14 protein-coding genes are annotated in these 16,876 nt (G+C 64.0%); 13 read left to right on the forward strand and 1 reads right to left on the reverse strand.

Translation table 11 applies throughout. The annotated features are described in order from the left end of the window. The first annotated feature begins 477 nt into the window (after window positions 1-477). The 9 genes from ACUTQY_RS22470 (at window position 478) to pdxR (ending at window position 9,501) form a co-directional block, all read left to right on the forward strand. Window positions 478-1,008: a fimbrial protein gene (locus tag ACUTQY_RS22470; RefSeq protein WP_033645329.1), complete on the forward strand. Its 531-nt coding sequence runs from the start codon at window positions 478-480 to the stop codon at window positions 1,006-1,008. 91 nt (window positions 1,009-1,099) lie between these two features. After that, window positions 1,100-1,651, forward strand: a complete 552-nt coding sequence (locus tag ACUTQY_RS22475; RefSeq protein WP_033645330.1) for a fimbrial protein — start codon at window positions 1,100-1,102, stop codon at window positions 1,649-1,651. Window positions 1,652-1,722: 71 nt separating this feature from the next. Continuing rightward, a complete protein-coding gene (locus ACUTQY_RS22480) occupies window positions 1,723-4,224 on the forward strand; it encodes a fimbria/pilus outer membrane usher protein (RefSeq protein WP_033645331.1) in 2,502 nt (833 codons plus the stop codon). A 24-nt stretch (window positions 4,225-4,248) separates the two neighbouring features. After that, a complete protein-coding gene (locus tag ACUTQY_RS22485) occupies window positions 4,249-4,995 on the forward strand; it encodes a fimbrial biogenesis chaperone (RefSeq protein ID WP_033645332.1) in 747 nt (248 codons plus the stop codon). Between the two features lie 11 nt (window positions 4,996-5,006). Continuing rightward, entirely contained in the window at window positions 5,007-5,618 is a 612-nt protein-coding gene (locus ACUTQY_RS22490; RefSeq protein ID WP_033645333.1) for a fimbrial protein, read from the forward strand. Between the two features lie 14 nt (window positions 5,619-5,632). After that, window positions 5,633-6,637, forward strand: coding sequence for a fimbrial protein (locus tag ACUTQY_RS22495; protein WP_033645334.1), 1,005 nt, complete (start codon window positions 5,633-5,635; stop codon window positions 6,635-6,637). Window positions 6,638-6,655: 18 nt separating this feature from the next. Then, complete coding sequence (locus ACUTQY_RS22500; protein WP_046687944.1) at window positions 6,656-7,195, forward strand: fimbrial protein; 540 nt, start codon at window positions 6,656-6,658, stop codon at window positions 7,193-7,195. A gap of 109 nt (window positions 7,196-7,304) precedes the next feature. Continuing rightward, on the forward strand, window positions 7,305-7,928 hold the full coding sequence (locus ACUTQY_RS22505; RefSeq protein WP_033645336.1) for a LuxR C-terminal-related transcriptional regulator: 624 nt from the start codon (window positions 7,305-7,307) through the stop codon (window positions 7,926-7,928). 79 nt (window positions 7,929-8,007) lie between these two features. Then, complete coding sequence (gene pdxR / locus ACUTQY_RS22510) at window positions 8,008-9,501, forward strand: MocR-like pyridoxine biosynthesis transcription factor PdxR (protein WP_033651776.1); 1,494 nt, start codon at window positions 8,008-8,010, stop codon at window positions 9,499-9,501. Here the strand turns inward: pdxR and ACUTQY_RS22515 are convergent. Continuing rightward, complete coding sequence (locus ACUTQY_RS22515; protein WP_046688555.1) at window positions 9,498-10,412, reverse strand: DMT family transporter; 915 nt, start codon at window positions 10,410-10,412, stop codon at window positions 9,498-9,500. The genes pdxR and ACUTQY_RS22515 overlap by 4 nt on opposite strands. Window positions 10,413-10,709: 297 nt before the next feature. Between ACUTQY_RS22515 and ACUTQY_RS22520 the strand changes: the two genes are divergently transcribed. The 4 genes from ACUTQY_RS22520 to ACUTQY_RS22535 are packed head-to-tail and all read left to right on the forward strand — an operon-like array spanning window position 10,710 to window position 16,876. Next, window positions 10,710-11,948 carry an SrfA family protein gene (locus tag ACUTQY_RS22520; RefSeq protein ID WP_342188393.1) on the forward strand — a complete coding sequence of 413 codons (1,239 nt, stop codon included), beginning with the start codon at window positions 10,710-10,712 and terminating at the stop codon, window positions 11,946-11,948. Continuing rightward, window positions 11,948-14,893, forward strand: a complete 2,946-nt coding sequence (locus ACUTQY_RS22525; RefSeq protein ID WP_046688557.1) for a virulence factor SrfB — start codon at window positions 11,948-11,950, stop codon at window positions 14,891-14,893. Before ACUTQY_RS22520 ends, ACUTQY_RS22525 begins: the two co-directional genes overlap by 1 nt. After that, window positions 14,890-15,303: a virulence factor SrfC family protein gene (locus ACUTQY_RS22530; RefSeq protein WP_445583315.1), complete on the forward strand. Its 414-nt coding sequence runs from the start codon at window positions 14,890-14,892 to the stop codon at window positions 15,301-15,303. Before ACUTQY_RS22525 ends, ACUTQY_RS22530 begins: the two co-directional genes overlap by 4 nt. Then, window positions 15,290-16,876 carry a virulence factor SrfC family protein gene (locus ACUTQY_RS22535; RefSeq protein WP_445583316.1) on the forward strand — a complete coding sequence of 529 codons (1,587 nt, stop codon included), beginning with the start codon at window positions 15,290-15,292 and terminating at the stop codon, window positions 16,874-16,876. The genes ACUTQY_RS22530 and ACUTQY_RS22535 overlap by 14 nt, the downstream gene beginning before the upstream one ends.

Below are 16,876 nucleotides of genomic sequence, written 5' to 3' on the forward strand. Positions count from 1 at the left end.
GGAAATTCATCATCTGCTGCCTCAGGGCGATATTAGCAAAACAATATGGCGAATTGTAGGTATCAGCCTATTTCCCCCGATCTAATATCTCGCATATCGTTATTTATATAGTGATTTATACTGGATAATATTTGTATACGATCTATTGGTTTTAAAGCAAATATATTTCTTTTTCCTTTTGGTTTTATATTCTGAATTTGACTTAATTTAATAAAATCTATTTCCAAGCAATACTATTATTTGCAAGAATATTCCCAGCAACACGCCACACGTAAAACTCGTATTTTATTTACCAGAAAATCCATTGTCGATTTTCCCAATCTCGTTATTTCTCATAAATAACGGATGTTGGCGTATTGCCCAGAGCAAAAGGATCTGGCTCCAACCGTACGGCCGGCGACATGACGTTGCCGCCGCTGCGGGGGATTTAGATGTGCTGTTCTTTTTATTTAAAAACTCTCTACAGGAACCTGAGAAATGAAACTGAATAAATTAATGCTGGCAACCGTGATTGCTTTCGCTTCTGCATCTGTTGCTCACGCCGCATCTAATCAGGGCAGCGGTAAAGTCACCTTTACCGGCGAAATTATCGATGCGCCATGCAGCGTCGCGCCGGAATCCGTTGACCAAACCGTACCAATGGGCCAGATCAGCAGCCGCATCCTGGCTAACCAGGGTAAATCCAGCATGCAACCTTTCAACATCGAACTGAAAGATTGCTCCATCTCCACCATGAAAAACGTCAAGGTGACCTTTACCGGCACGCCTGATCCGGTCAACAACAAACTGCTGGCCCTGAGCGGCACGGCAACCGGCGCCGGCATCGTGATCTACGACAACCTGCACTCCAAGGAAGTGGAACTGGGCACGGCGACCGACGGTCAGGGCCTGAACAACGGCGACAACTCGCTGAAATTCGCCGCTTACCTGCAGGGCAGCAGCGCCTCCGCCGCCGTGGTGCCGGGCGACTTCACCAGCGTGGCCAACTTCACCCTGGCTTACCTGTAATACCCCACAGGGGATGTCTCAGGGCATCCCCCGCTTGATTGCATGCCGACGAGAGCGGCAAGGGAACAGGGCAAGACAGGGAGACGCCAGCATGACTATCCGCCTTTGCGGCCTGTTGCTCATCGCGCTCAGCGTAGGCAGCGCGGCGGCGGCAGTGAAAAATCAGGGCCACGGCAAAGTCAGCCTGGGCGGCACCATCGTTGAAACGCCGTGCGGCATCGCCAGCGACAGCCTGGATCAAACCGTCGATTTCGGTCTGATCTCCATGACCGATGCCTCGCAGGACGGGCAATCGGTGCTGATCGGCAGCCGCCGTCATTTCACGATCAAACTGGTGAACTGCGAACTGGCCAGCCAGGTGAAGCCTGACTTCATCTATCGCGCAGCCAACGTCACCTTCGACGGCACCGCCGACAGCCGGGATCCTTCCCTGCTGGGCGTTTACGGCGAGGCGCAGGGCGTGGCTATCGAGCTGTTGACCGATGCCGGCACCCCGATCCCGCTCGGCAGCACGACGGCGGATTACCAGATCGTCGCCGGCGACAACACGCTGCGTTTTGGCGCGCAGTTGCGCCTGCATCCCGATAAGGCACGGGCGGGCGGCTTCAGCTCTCTGGCCAAATTCACCCTGTCTTATCTCTAGCGCCGGCGGGCGCTGCACAGCATTACGTATTCAGGTCGCACGGATGACCTGCTATTGGGCGCGGACTTGCCATGAGTGATTATGCTATGACGTCATTACTGACACGGAAACACCTACCTCTTCTCGTCATTCTATCTTTCCTCTGGGTGCGTCCGGCATTTTCCGCCACGGAATTCAATACCGACGTCCTGGATATCGGCGAGCGCAGCAAAGTGGATCTTTCGCGTTTCTCCGATGCCGACTACGTCATGCCCGGCGCTTATTTGCTGGACATCAAGATCAACCAGAAAACGCTGCCCCAGCGCAGCATTCAGTATTTCCCGTCGCCGGATAACAAGAGCGGCAGCCAGGTGTGCCTGCCGCCTGATCTGGTGGAAAAAATGGCGCTGAAAGAAGAAGCGGCCAAAAAAGTCACCCTGTGGCACGACAACCAGTGCGCCGACATTCGCGGCATCAAAGGCGCGACCGTCTCCGATCGCATCGGCGGCGGCGTGCTGGCGATCACCATCCCGCAGGCGTGGATGAAATACTCCGATCCCGACTGGACGCCGCCCGAGCAGTGGGACGACGGCATTCCCGGCCTGCTGCTGGACTACAACCTGAGCGGCCAGTTAGGCAAGCAGAATCACAACAACAACACCGCCCAGAACCTGAGCAGCTACGGCACGCTGGGCGCCAACCTGGGCCCCTGGCGCCTGCGCGCGGACTACCAGGCCAATTACAATCAGCAGGCCGGCGATCGCAGCACCGGCTTCGACTGGAACCAGATCTACGCCTACCGCGCGCTGCCGATGCAGGCCGCCAAGCTGACGCTGGGTGAGATTTATCTCGACTCCGGGGTGTTCGACGCCTATCGCTTCACCGGCCTCAATCTGGCCAGCGACGAGCGCATGCTGCCGCCGAACCTGCAGGGCTACGCGCCGGAAGTGCGCGGCATCGCCAAGAGCAACGCCAAGATCACCGTCTCGCAGGAAGGCCGCACGCTGTACGAAACCACCGTGCCCGCCGGGCCGTTCGCCATTCAGGATCTCAACAGCTCGGTGCGCGGCAAGCTGGACGTCAAGGTGGAAGAGCAGGACGGCACCGTCTCGACCTTCCAGGTGGATACCGCCACCATTCCGTACCTGACCCGCCCGGGCTACGTGCGCTACAACGTGGCGCTCGGCAAAACCTCGGCCTACGACCACCGCACCCAGGGCCCGCTGTTTTCCGCCAGCGACTTCTCCTGGGGGCTGAGCAACGCCTGGTCGCTGTATGGCGGGGCGCTGCTCGGCGGCGACTATAACGCCTGGGCGCTCGGCCTCGGCCGCGATCTGAACGTGTTCGGCGCCATGTCGCTGGACGTCACCCAGTCGATCGCCCGTCTGCCCGGCGAGCCGACCGCCAGCGGCATGTCGTTCAAGCTCAACTACGCCAAACGGTTCGATGAGCTGAACAGCCAGATCACCTTCGCCGGCTACCGCTTCTCGCAGCGCAAGTTCATGAACATGTCGCAGTACCTGCAGGAGCGTTACGGCGATTACGACAAGAATTACAACGGCCGCCAGAAAGAGCTGTATACCATCACCGCCAGCAAAACCTTTATGGCGGAAGACAGCGCCAAGGCGATCACCGCCTACCTGACCTACTCGCACCAGACCTATTGGGATGCGCGAACCCAGGACCGTTACGGGCTGTCGGCCAGCAAGCTGTTCAGCGTCGGCGATATCAGCAACATCACCGCCTCGCTGTCGGCTTACCGCACCTATTACCAGGGCCGCACCGACGACAGCGTGATGCTCAACTTCACCGTGCCGATCGGCGACCGTCGGCGCGTCGGTTATGCGCTGCAAACCAACAACGGCGATGTCACGCAGACCGCGTCGTACAACGACTACAGCGATCCGGACAATACCTGGCAGGTCAGCGGCGGCTTTAATCAGTCCGGCAAATCGCTGGCGCGCGGGTACTACACCCACAACGCCTCGTTTGGCTCGCTGAACGCCAGCGCCTCTTACCAGCAGGACAGCTACTCGTCGATCGGTGGCTCGTTCCGCGGCGGCCTCACTGCGACCCGGCACGGCATCGCGGCGCATCAGAACTCGAGCAACGGCGGCAGCCGCATGATGCTCGACACCGACGGCATCGCCGGCGTGCCGATCAACAACGGCCGCGCCTACAGCAACCGTTTCGGGCTGGCGGTGATTTCCGACATCACCAGCTACTACAACACCGACACCCGCATCGACGTCAACAAGCTGGCGGACGACGTCGAGGCCACTCGCGCCGTGGTGCAAGGCACGCTGACCGAAGGCGCCATCGGTTACCGCCACTTCGAGGTGGTGAAAGGCAGCAAGCTGTTGGCCACCATTCGCCTCGCGGACGGCAGCGAACCGCCGTTCGGCGCCGCGGTGCTGAGCGAGAAAGGCCGCGAGGTCGCGGTGGTCAACGACGGCGGCTCGGTTTACCTGACCGGCGTGCAGCCGGAGGAAAAACTGGACGTCGCCTGGGAAGGCCAACGCCGCTGCCGCATCGTGATCCCCGGCGCCGCCAAGCCGCTGGACCAGCTGCTGCTGCCGTGCGCCACCCTGTAATCCGTAACGCTGAGAAATAATGACATGAACAAACACCCGATAACGCTACTGACCGCCGCCGGCCTGGCCCTGAGCGCCGTACTGCCCACCGCCGACGCGGCGATATCGCTGGATCGCACGCGCGCCGTTTATGTGAGCGACGCCAAATCGATCAGCCTGAATATCGTCAACGAAAACAAAGAGCTGCCCTTCCTGGCGCAGTCCTGGCTGGAGAACGAGCAGCACCAGAAAATCACCTCGCCGCTGGTGGTGCTGCCGCCGCTGCAGCGCGTGGAACCAAGCGAGCGCAGCGTGGTGCGCATCACCAAGACGCCGGAGGCGGATCGCCTGCCACAGGATCGCGAGTCGGTGTTCTACTTCAACCTGCGCGAAATTCCGCCGAAAAGCACCAAAACCAACGTGATGCAGCTGGCGCTGCAAACGCAGATCAAACTGTTCTATCGGCCGAAAGCCATCGTCGCGCCCAAGGGCCAGGTGTGGCAGGAAAAGCTGGTGTTCCGTAAAAGCGGCGGCGCCATCACCGTCGACAACCCGACGCCGTTTTACATCACCCTGACCGGTATGACGCGGCAGACGCAAAAACAGGGCGGCGGCGCGATCGGCGGTTTTCAGCCGCTGATGCTGAAGCCGAAATCCAGCGAAAGCCTCAAGCTGCAAGAGACCGGCATGAACAGCTTCGTCATCACCTACATCAACGACTACGGCGGCCATCCGGAGCTGCGCTTCGTCTGCAATGGCGGCGTTTGCACCGCCGTGCCCGAGAAAAAATAAGGAGGTCCAGCATGGCTGAATTCACCGATCGACTGCGCCCGCTGCTGCTCGGCGCACTGCTGTGCGGCGGCGGCGCGATGGCGGCAACGCCGCTGGGCGTGATCGAAGGCACCACCGGCACCGTCAGCTTTCACGGCGGCCTGCTCAGCTCCCCCTGCAGCCTGACGCCGGACAGCCGGGATCAATCCGTCGATCTGGGCGACGTCAGCGCACGCGACTTCCGCAACGCCGGCGATCGCAGCGCGCCGGTGCGTTTTCGCCTCTCGTTCCGCAACTGCCTGCTGGGCGCGCGCGCGCTGGCGGATAACCCGGCCGGCCCGCGCAACGGCGACGCCGGCCGCCTCTACCTGCAGGGAGAGCAGGCCGCCACGCTGGTGTTTCTCGGCGAAAGCGATGTCGACAACCCATCGCTGCTGAAGCTGAACGGCGGCGTGCAGGGCATCGGTCTGCGGCTGCAAGACCAACAAGGCCAGGCGCTGGAGCTGAATCAACGCAGCCGCCCTTACATTCTGCAACCCGGTAGCAACACCCTGTGGTTCAGCGCCAGCGTGGAATCCACCCAGCGGGCGGTGATGGCGGCCGGGTTCGCCGCCGTGGCGCACATTCAGGTGATTTACCTGTGAGGCTCGAGAACGCGATGAAAACACAACTGACCAAACTCTGCCTGCCGCTGGCGATCGCGCTGGCGGCCCCCGCCGCCTGGGCCAACGGCTACGTCACGCCGGACGGCGGCCCCAAACAGTTCTATATCGATCTGAATCAAAGCAACATCACCAACCAGGTGGGGTTCACCAAACAGTTTCCCTATTCATTAGGCGGTACCTATACCGGCAAGGCCTACTGCGATACGCCGATCCCCCGAAGCCCGCACTTTTACAAGTCGGATTCGGCGCTGCCCCCCTCTGACTACGGCAACGGCTTCTTGCAGTTGAACGACTTCCTGGATTTAAAAGCCGAAGTGTGGATTGCAGGTAATAAGAAGGCCTATGTCACGGTGCCTTTTTACAACGAATCCAACGAGTATCCCAATCACAGTTGCTCACCGCCCTATGTGCAGGTCAACAACTATGAAAGCGGTTCAAAAGGCCGCATCACCTTCCGGGTGCGCAAAAAGATCATCAACGGCGTCGAGATTAACGATCGGCAGATCATCGAGATGTTCGGCCGCCTCGGCTCAACCGACGGCGGTTTCGGCCCCAATCCGATGGCGCAGGTGTTTATCCAGTCCGCGATCCTTTACGTGCCGGATAAATGCGTGGTGAACGAAGGCCAGCTGATCAACGTGGAGTTCGGCGAAATCGGCGGCAGCGATCTCAACGGTTCAAACTACCCGCAAAGCATTCCGGTGCGTTTCCAGTGCGAGGGCGGCAGCTTCGAGGACGGCACGCTGAACATCAAGCTGGCGGTCTCAGGCACGGCCGCTTCCTTCAGCAACGAGGTGTTCAAAACCGACAAGAACGATCTCGGCATCCGGCTAACGCACAACGGCCAGCTGGTCATTCCGAACGAGTTTTACCCGGTGCCGAACATCGGCAACGGCGGCTCCTGGAACCTGGTGGCGGCGCCGTTCGCCAACGGCGGCGCGGAGATCGGCGAAGGGGAATTCAACGCGTCGGCCACCATCGTGGCGGCATTCCAGTAACCGAGGGAGGAACGGAAAATGCGTCTACGCGCTTTAGCGCTGCTCAGCTGCGCGTCCTGGTGGTTTGCCGCCATGCCGGCGGCGGCGAACACCGAGCTTATCGGCGCGCCGGTGCAGTTCCACGGCACCGTGGTGAGCCGGCCGTGCAATATCGAACCGCAGTCCGCCGATCAGCTGGTGGAGATGGGCACGGTGATCGTCAAAACCCTGTACCGCTACGGCCACACCACGCCGGTGCCGTTCAGCATCAAGCTGACCGACTGCAAGACCACGGTGTTCAAATCCGTCAGCGTGACCTTCAGCGGCACCGAAGACGGTGAGCTGCCGGGCAAGCTGGCGATCAACAACGGCGCGAACGGCGCCGCCATCGCCCTGTTCGATCATCAGGGCGCAGACATCGATTTGAATAAGGCCACCAGCGCCGTCGCGCTGCAAAACGGCCCCAACAGCCTGAACTTCACCGCCTACGTGCAAGGGCGGCCCAGCGCGATTCAAAACCAAAGCATTACCGAAGGCGAATTCACGTCCATCGCCAATTTTGTGCTGGCGTACCAATAAGCCCCGCACCATCCCAGGGAAATCAGGAAAACGACCGGCGCGCGAACGCCGGCGATGGGCCGTCACCGTTTGCTCCGGCGCGGCGCCACGGCTTTTTAAGGAGTCACCCATGCCAGATATTCGCTTCACGCTGTTCGACAGCGATAACTTCTACCAGCAGGGGCTGCGTCTGCTGCTGCAGGACTATCTGCACTCCCTGAACGAATGTCACCGCCGGTACCCGCAGTTCTCGCCGCTGGCGCTGCAGGCGTTGGATAACATCGAAATCGTGTTCCGCACGCCGGAAGAGCGCTGGGGCTGCGCCTGTTGTTATCAAAGCCCTCACGGCGTTCCGCGCCAGCGGCAGCTGACCCTGCTGATCCTCGACGACGCGACCCAGCAACAGGTGAAAAACCTGCCGCCGCTGTTCAGCATCCATCGGCGCGATTCGGCCTACGCCATTCGCCTCAAGCTGCAGATGGCGTTGGAAAAGTTCATCCTGCATCCGTGGGTGGCGCTGCACGCCGCCGGCCAGTGGAAATGCCAGGCTTGCCGCATCGCCGCGCTCAGCCACTGCGAGAAAAAGGTGCTGGGTTTGATGAGCAGCGGCATGTCCGCCTGCAGCATCGCCGGCCTGCTGCAGCGCAGCCAGAAAACCATCAGCGCCCATAAGCGTTCGGCGATGCGCAAGCTCAACGTGCGTAAAAACAGCGAGCTGAATAAGGTGCTGCTGAATCAGCGCGGGTTGAGTTGACTGACAACGGACTCGCGAGTGCCGACAGAGTGGTTTACTCTGAATACTCATTTTTGCACTGCACAGCGAGCCGGAATGCATGCCCAGAACAGCCCAAGTCGTTGACGTCCCCGCCCTCGGCGAGATTGACCGCCAGGCGGGGCAGCTAAGCCACCAACTGGCGCAGGCACTGCGCCGGGCCATCCACAAAGGCGATCTGAAAGCGGGCGATCTGCTGCCTTCGACGCGCCGGCTGTCGGCGGCGCTGAATCTGGCGCGCGGCACGGTATTGGAAGCGTTTGCTCAACTGACGGCGGAAGGCTTTCTTGAACCGCAGCCCGGCTCCGGCACCCGGGTCGCCCACTATCAGGCGCCGCGCCGCACGCCGCACGCCACGGTGCAAACCGCTCCGGCCACAGCCGTGCCGCTTTCTTCACAGGCGCAGCATCTGGCGCGTTTTGCCGCCCAGGCGCGGGCGCTGCCGTCGGTGCCATTCACCGTGTCGGTCCCGATCGGCGATACCGCGCCCGACGATATCTGGCGGCGGCTCGGCAACCGCATCCGGGCGCGCGGCCCCGGCGCCCCATCCGGCTATGGCGATCCGTTGGGCGCCCTGCCGCTGCGCGAAGCCATCTGCGATTATGTGCGCCGTTCCCGCTCGGTAAACTGCACGCCGCAGCAAATCCTCATCACCGCCGGCACCCAGCAGGGACTGTATCTGGCCGCGCAGATCCTGTTGGACGCCGGCGACAGCGCCTGGGTCGAGGATCCCGCCTACGCCGGCATCACCGCCCTTTTTAACAGCCTGTTTCGCGATCGGCACATGATCAGGGTGCCCGTCGCCGACGACGGCATCGACGTTGCCGCCGGCGTGCGCCTGGCCGCCGACGCCCGCGCCGCTTTTGTCACGCCGTCGCATCAATATCCGCTGGGCATGCCGATGAGCATGGCGAAAAGAAGCGCCCTGCTGGCCTGGGCCAGAGAACGGCAGGCCTGGATCGTGGAAGACGATTACGACAGCGAGATGCGCTACGCCGGCCACCCGTTCCCTTCGCTGCAAGGGTTGGCGCCCGAGCGGACGCTCTATCTCGGCACCTTCAGCAAGGTGCTGTTCCCTTCGCTGCGATTGGGTTACGCCATCGTGCCGCCGCCGCTGGTCGACGCCTTTTGCGGCGCCCGGATCCTGATGGATCGTCACCCGCCCAGCGCAGATCAACACGTACTGGCCGCCTTTATCGCCGAAGGGTATCTCGACCGGCATATCCGCAAAATGCGCGGCGTCTACGCCGAGAAACGCCGGGTGCTGATCGAGACGATCAACGCGCGCATCCCGGCCGAATTGGGGAGGGTGCAGCCCTGCGATCAGGGCATGCACATGGTGCTGTGGCTGAGGAAAGATCTCGACGACGTGCAGGTCGCCCAGCAGGCCAACGAAGCCGGATTGGCGCTGCGGGCGGTATCGCCGATGTATGCGCCCGGCCACGGTGAGCCGGGTCTGGTGCTGGGGTTGGGCGGTTACGATGACCGCCAGGTGCAGCAGGCGGTGGAACGACTCGGCGAGGTGATCCGCGCCTGCGCCCGCAACGGGGCCTAGCGAGAAAAGCGCTTGGCGCCGAACACGCAAGCCACCACGCCGGCCATCACGGCGATCATCATCGGCTGGACGGTTTCCTGCAGCAGCCAGCCCGCCAGCGCCAGGCCGAAGAACGGCTGCAGCAGCTGCAATTGCCCGACGGCGGCGATGCCGCCCTGCGCCAGGCCGCGATACCAGAAGATAAAGCCGATCCACATGCTGAACACCGAGACGTAAGCCAGCGACAGCCAGGCGGCGCCGCTGACGACGGGCCAAGCGGCCGGCGCCGCCCACCATGCGGCCGCCAGCGTCAACGGCAACGCCGCCACCAGCGCCCAGGAGATCACCTGCCAGCCGCCGATCCGGCGCGACAGCACCGCGCCTTCGGCATAACCCAAACCGCACAGCAGCACCGCGCCGACCATCAGCGCATCTCCCTGCCAGGCGCCGCCGCTCCCCTGGCTCAGCGCGAACGCCCCCACCAGCGCGGCGCCAATGCCCGAAAAAGCCCAAAAAGCGGGCTTGGGGCGCTCACCGCCGCGCAAGACGCCAAAACCGGCGGTCGCCAGCGGCAGCAGGCCGATATACACCAGCGAATGCGCCGAGGTGGTGTGCTGCAGCGCCAGCGCCGTCAGCAGCGGAAAACCGATGACCACGCCGAGCGCTACAAACAGCAACGGCGGCAAATCGGCCCGCGTCGGCCGCGCCTGGCGAGTGATCCGCAGCGCGCACAGGGCCAGCAAAGCGGCGATCGCCGCCCTGATCGCCGTCAGAAACAGCGGATCGAGCTCCAGCACCGCCACCCGGGTGGCGGGCAACGAGCCGCTGAAGATAATCATGCCGAGGAAACCGTTCATCCAGCCCTGAGCCGAATGCCCGACGGCGGGATGAGCGGGGGTAACAACGAGAGTTTTTTCAGACTGACTGTCCATCATGCGAATGCTCCGCACGCCTGAGGCATACCGAAATCGGCAACCCGCGAGGCGAGGTCATAGTGAAAGAGAACATCGTTCCCCGGCGTCGCTTGCCGGGGCTGCGTTCTATTTTTCAGATAAAGCGGTTCACAGACAGGTCCAGATAGCGAGATTTTCACTGTGCCGGTTGCCAAAGTGCGCCGCTAACGCCAAAGAAGGGCGTTTTTCGGGCTGTCCTTGGCCGTTTGGCGGCATCGCCGGCGGGGTATCATGGACTTTTATGCGTTTTTGCAGAACAGGACAAGGTGCGGCGCCGTGGTGAAACCCTTCTTACGCAGTGGCAGTTTGGATGATGTGCTGGCTTTAGGCGAAAACGGGCAACCGATCTACGCCTGCGCGCAGCAGCTGGGGGAAACCCTGCGTCTTCGCCGACAGCAGCAGGCCGCCGACTGTCTGGCGATCCCCCAGCCGAACGAAAGCGGCACGCGCATCGACTGGTATGCGCCCTTTCCGGGCAAGGTGACCTCCTGGCTGGCGGCAAGCGATGCCCAGCGCGCGCAGGCGGTGCGCCACCTGGAACACTGTCTGGCGACCTTCCGCAGCCTGACCGAACAGACCCGGGCGACCGATCACCCCAGCCACCGCCTGTTCGGCGCGCTGCTGGCCAAAGCGATGCACATTCCCGATCCCAACCACGTCTACCTGGTGGACGATCGGCCGGTGCTGACCTTTTGGGGCTTTATCAAACCGCAGGCGCAGAGCCCGGACGATCCGTTAGCCTGCCTGCGCCCGCTCGAATCGGAAGTGGAAAAACAGGCGCCGATCGCCGCCGCGCCGCGCAAACCGGCCGTTGTCGAACCGGTAAAACCGGCCCCGGCCGCCGAGCCTGAACCGGTGCCCGCCCCGACGACGCCCGCCGAATCCCCCGCCGTTGTTCGCCCGCGTCGACGCCACGCGCTGTGGCTGTTGCCGGTACTGCTGCTAGGCAGCGCGGCGCTGGCCGCCTGGCTGCACCGCTCACCGCCGCCGCAACCGGCGATGCCGGCTGAGGTGCGCCCTCCGGCACCGCCGGAAAAAACCGCCGCGCCGTTGCCTGAGCTGCGCTTGCCGCTGGCGCACGCCACGCTGATGCCGCCGCCCCCGGCGCCGGTCATCCCGCAGCCGGCGGACAAAAATGCGCTGGTGCTGCCGCCCGAGGCGGTGAAGGCCGGCTCCACCCGTTTCCTTAACGGCAAATGGCGCGCCACGGTGGCGCTGAAAGATCCGATCACCGGCAAGCGCCCCAGCCTGCAATACCGCCTGAACGCGGGCAAAGGCAGCGCCGTCATCGCCTACGGCGACGGCGTCACCTGCCGGGTGGCGGTCGAGGCCGGGCTGATGCAGTCCGGCAATCTGGTGATCAACAGCCGCACCAAAGCGCGCTGCAGCGACGGCAGCCGCTACCAGATCCCGGAAATCGTCTGCCGCCAGGGCGAGACCGGGGCCGCGGAATGCACCGGCCGCTACGATGCGGACACCACCTATCCCATGACGTTCAAGCGCGAGAGTAAATGATGCTGGCACCCCTTACGGACTACAAACACGGCATTACGCTGATTCAGGACAGCGGCATTCAGTTTATGGACTTTGCCCTGACCCCGCGGCTGGACGCCGAGTTTCCCGGCAAATTCGTGCGCAAGACCGCCAGCGGCCCGCTGCTGCGCCTGCAATGGGAGGCCGAGAGCGGCAAATATCAGCTGCCGGCCGAGGGCGGGCAAGCCGCCGAAGTGGTGCGGCCGGAGTTCAGCTACCCGCTGCAGCAGTCGCTGCGCCTGCTGGATAAGCTCTGGCTGCCGTTGCCGTTCTTGCGCTATACCGCCTCGGGGATATTTTTGTCAGGCCCGGATAACTGGGCTCGCCTGCAGGTGGTGCAACTGGATGAACCGGATCAGGACGGCAACCTGCTGCGGGTGGTGCTGGCCTTCGATACCCGCGCCGCCGCGCCCGGCCAGGAAGCGTTGGCGCCGGGCAAGAGCGATCTCGGCGCCGATCTGAGCTTCGCGCTGGCGCACCGCAACCACGAGCTGGGCGAGTTCCTCGATCTGACCTGGGTGGACGGCTGGCTGCGCGAGGCGTTCAGCCAGCGCGCCGCCGAGCGGGAACAGCGCGCCGAGGCGGAGATCAACGCCGGGCTGAAAACCTTCGAGTATCAGGCGCACTACCTCAACCTGTTGCACATGCTCGGCCATCAGCTGACGGTGCCGCAGATAAAAATGGCGGCGGCGACGCTGCAACAGCCGGCGATCGACGTCGATCTGGTGCTGGACGTCGGCAATTCTCACACCTGCGGCGTGCTGGTCGAAGACCATCCGGAAGAGAGCAACGGCCTGAAGCAAACCTATGAGCTGCAGCTGCGTTCGCTGTCCGAACCGCACTGCGTCTACAACGAACTGTTCGAGAGCCGGGTGGAATTTTCTCGGGCCGCGTTCGGCAAGCCGCATCTGTCCTTCCAGAGCGGACGCGACGACGCCTTCCAATGGCCGTCCATCACCCGCATCGGCCGTGAAGCCGCGCAATTGGCGCAGCGACGCGAAGGGCATGAAGGCACCACCGGCATCTCCAGCCCGCGCCGCTATCTGTGGGACGAAGAGCGCTATGCGCCCGGCTGGCGCTTCAACGAGCGGCACGAGCCGATGGCCGCCGCCGCGCCGTTGACCACCTTGATCAACGACGAGGGCGTGCCGCTGTCCGCCTTGCCGACGGCCGAACGGCTGCCGGTGTTCGCCGCCCATTACAGCCGCAGCGCGGTGATGAGCCTGATGCTGAGCGAGCTGTTGGCGCAGGCGCTGATGCAGATCAACAGCATCGCCCAGCGCAGCCGCATGCCGAACGCCGCCGCCCCGCGCCGTTTACGCGCCATCATCCTGACGCTGCCGTCGGCGATGCCGAAGCCGGAGCGGGAGATCTTCCGCCGCCGCATGCAGGAAGCGATCGGGCTGGTGTGGAAAGCCCTCGGCTGGCACCCGCAGGATGCGCCGTTCGACGGCGCGCACACTCGCTTCCCGGCGCCGCAGGTGCAGATCGAGTGGGACGAAGCCACCTGCGGCCAGATGGTCTATCTGTACAACGAAACCCAGGTGAACTTCGCCGGCCGCACCGACGCCTTCTTTGCCGCCATGGCGCGGCCCGATCGGCCGCTGGCGCCGGGTGAACAGCCCGGCAAGACGCTGCGCATCGCCTCCATCGACATCGGCGGCGGCACCACCGATCTGGCGATCACGCACTACTCGCTCGATGACGGCGTAGGCAACAACATCAAAATCAACCCGCGCCTGCTGTTCCGCGAGGGCTTTAAGGTCGCCGGCGACGATATCTTGCTGGACATCATCCAGCAGTTTGTCTTGCCCGCCGTGCAACAGGCGTTCGAGGCCGCCGGCGTGAGCGCCGCTGCGGCGCTGATGGACAAACTGTTCGGCAACGAAGGGCGCATGGACGGGCTTTCCACCCTGCGTCAGCAGGCCGCGCTGCAGATCTTCATGCCCGCCGGACGCGCGCTGCTCGCCGCCTATGAGCAGTACGATCCGCTGGACAGCCGCGCGGAAATCGCCGCCGGCCTCGGCGATCTGCTGCCGCAGCGGCCGACGCCGCAGGTGCTGGCGTTTATCAACGGCGAAGTGCAGCGCGAAGCCGACAGCGACGCCTTCGATATCCTGCACACCCCGCTGGTGATCCGTCTGGCCGACCTGCACGCCGCTTTCTTGTCCGATCGCATCGGCATCGGCCGCTGTCTGCGCCTGCTGGCCGAAGTGGTGGCGCTGTACACCTGCGACGTGTTGCTGCTGACCGGCCGCCCGGCGCGCTTCCCCGGCGTGCAGGCGCTGCTGCGCCACCTGCAGCCGCTGCCCGCCAGCCGCATTCTGCCGCTCGAGGGCTACCACACCCGCAGCTGGTACCCGTTCAACAAACGCGGCCGCATCGACAACCCGAAATCCACCGCTGCCGTGGGCGCCATGCTGTGCCTGCTGGCGATCGATCTGCGGCTGGAGAGCTTTTACTTCAACGTCGGCGATTTCCAGCCCTACTCCACCATTCGCTATCTGGGCATGCTGGACGGCAACAACATGCTGGCGGACGATAACGTCTATTACCGCGACATCGATCTGGATCGCGCCGATTTCGCGCTCGATCCCGCCGGCAGCTTCCAGCTGCGCGGCCCGCTGCGTCTGGGCTTCCGCCAGCTGGACAACGAACGCTGGCCGGCCTCGCCGCTCTATACGCTGACCATCAATGACGCCCAGTTGGCGCGCAAGCTGGCCGGCGACGCGGTGATCGGCCTGCGGCTGGCCATCACCGCCAGCGCCGAGCAGGGCGCCGAGAGCGTCAAGATCGCCCAGGCGCTGCTGGCCGACGGCAGCCCCGTCCCGGCGCACCACCTGCAACTGAAACTCAATACCCTGGCTGCCAGCGCCTCCGGTGCGACCCACTACTGGATAGACAGCGGGAGCATTTACCCACGATGAACACGCAAACCCTCGCCCCAGCGGCTCCGAATAACGCGCTCAGCGCCGGCATTTTGCAGGCGATCGACTGGGTGGACGCCGCACGCCATCACTCCGCCCGCCTGGAGCGGGAAGCCGATCGACTGATACAGCGTTTGCGGCGTTGCCATAACCGCGCCGCACTGTTGGAAAACACACGGCCTGCGCAGGTCGCCATCGGTTTATATGGCCACAACGCCGCCGCCAAAGCCCATCTGTTGGCGGCGCTGGCGCCCGGCGCGAAGCGCTTCGACGCGGACCTTTCGCTCGCGGTGCGCTACTGCACGGCGGCCGAGGCGGGGCCCGCCGATTATCCGATCGCCCTCGCCTTGCTCGATGAAGCGCAGTGGTTGGCCATGACGATTGACGCCGCCGCAGTTGAGCATCGATGACCGCGCGCGCCTGTTTGCGCCGCTGTGGGGAGAGGAAGCGACGCTGACGGCGCGTTACCGCCAGCTGGCGCACGCACTGCATACCCTCGACGGCAGCAGACGGGTTCATGCCCCGCGCCGCGCGTTGGCGCTGCTGACCGCAAGCGCCGCACCGGAAAACGCCACGATCGCCGTCATGACCGAAAACGGCGATGAACGGGAGATCGCACTGAGCGATCTGGCCTGGCTGACCGCAGAATTGACCACCCTGCTGCCGCAGACGACGCAGGCAGGCTTGCCCGCCGACGTGGCGCTGATCGACCTGCCCGGCAGCCGCATCTGTCCGCAGGCGGAGCCGGCGCAGCGTCTGCAGCAGGCGAAGCGCGCCCATTTACTGGCCCGTTGCGCCGACGGCCTGCACGCCAGCCTGCTGCTGGTGACCGATGCCGCCGCCACGCCGCAGGACACCGCGCGCGTCGGCCAGGCGCTCGCCGATTGGGTCAACCACACCCAGGGGGAAACCCCGGCGCTGCGCCAGCGCCGCAAGCCCGGTTTAATCTGGGCGATCACGCCGTTCGACCTGCGTCAGGAAGGCAAAGCGCGGCCCGACGATGCCGTCCAGCGTCAGGTCGGCGAGCCCGGCGACAGCTGGGCCACGCTGCTGGCGCTGGATGAACAGGACTGCCGCCGGATGGTGAACTACCTGGCTGCACAGGCGCGCCCGGCCCACAAACAAGCGCGCTTGCTCGAACAGCGTGAAGAGTTGCAGCGCGAACTGACGGAAAGCCTGCTCGGCAACTGGCTCTCCGTCGCCGATCCGCACGCGGCGCAGCAACGCGCCCAGCAGCTGTTGCGCGCGTTGCAGGCGCAGGCCGGCCGCCACGGCGAACTGCTGGAACGGTTGCTGCCCCAGCGCGATACGCTGCGCCAGCTTTATCAGCAACAGCAGCATACGACGCCGTCCCAGACGACGCCGCCTTCGCCGTTTGGGCTGGATATCGATCTGTTCGGTGCGCAAGACCCTGCGGCGCCCGGCGAGCAGCCCGCATCGCCTTTCGCCGCGCGGATCTTCGCCGACTGGGTCAACCATCTGCGCGCGCTGCCTGACAGCCGCCGGTTGCTGGATCTGCTCGGCGTCGACAGGCCGCACCTCGAACTGCTGGTCGATGCGCTGATCGGCGCCGCCTGCCGCCTGCGGCTCGACGACGAACTGGAGCGCGCGCTGTGCGCCGGGAGCTTGCCGGAACAGGGTGAAGATCGGCAGATCAGCCAGGCGCTGGCGCTACTGGGCGACTTCGTCGCCTGGCTCGGCTTCCAGCGGCGCGACGCGGCCACGCGCCCCGAGAGCCGCGTCAATCCCGGCCAGCCGATCTTTACCCCGCCGCCGCAGCCGGCGGTGGACTGGAGTGGCCAGCAGCGGCTAACCCGGCTGGCGCCGACGCCGACCAAAAATACCGCGTTTTATATCTATGACTGGCTGATCGGCCTGCAAACCCTGCTGGCGGAGAATGCCGCGCAGGCGCAGCCCGCGCTGGCAGACGAGCAGCGCGCCGACCTGGCGGCGATCGTCGCGGCCCTGCGCGCTGCGCCGTAG

The sequence above is a fragment of the Serratia sp. TSA_130.1 genome (genome assembly GCF_052691795.1).

Coding starts and splice junctions, on each gene's coding strand:
- ACUTQY_RS22470 (WP_033645329.1), top strand. CDS start 478: ATGAAACTGAATAAATTAATGCTGGCAACCGTGATTGCTTTCGCTTCT.
- ACUTQY_RS22475 (WP_033645330.1), top strand. CDS start 1,100: ATGACTATCCGCCTTTGCGGCCTGTTGCTCATCGCGCTCAGCGTAGGC.
- ACUTQY_RS22480 (WP_033645331.1), top strand. CDS start 1,723: ATGAGTGATTATGCTATGACGTCATTACTGACACGGAAACACCTACCT.
- ACUTQY_RS22485 (WP_033645332.1), top strand. CDS start 4,249: ATGAACAAACACCCGATAACGCTACTGACCGCCGCCGGCCTGGCCCTG.
- ACUTQY_RS22490 (WP_033645333.1), top strand. CDS start 5,007: ATGGCTGAATTCACCGATCGACTGCGCCCGCTGCTGCTCGGCGCACTG.
- ACUTQY_RS22495 (WP_033645334.1), top strand. CDS start 5,633: ATGAAAACACAACTGACCAAACTCTGCCTGCCGCTGGCGATCGCGCTG.
- ACUTQY_RS22500 (WP_046687944.1), top strand. CDS start 6,656: ATGCGTCTACGCGCTTTAGCGCTGCTCAGCTGCGCGTCCTGGTGGTTT.
- ACUTQY_RS22505 (WP_033645336.1), top strand. CDS start 7,305: ATGCCAGATATTCGCTTCACGCTGTTCGACAGCGATAACTTCTACCAG.
- pdxR (WP_033651776.1), top strand. CDS start 8,008: ATGCCCAGAACAGCCCAAGTCGTTGACGTCCCCGCCCTCGGCGAGATT.
- ACUTQY_RS22515 (WP_046688555.1), bottom strand. CDS start 10,412: ATGGACAGTCAGTCTGAAAAAACTCTCGTTGTTACCCCCGCTCATCCC.
- ACUTQY_RS22525 (WP_046688557.1), top strand. CDS start 11,948: ATGCTGGCACCCCTTACGGACTACAAACACGGCATTACGCTGATTCAG.
- ACUTQY_RS22530 (WP_445583315.1), top strand. CDS start 14,890: ATGAACACGCAAACCCTCGCCCCAGCGGCTCCGAATAACGCGCTCAGC.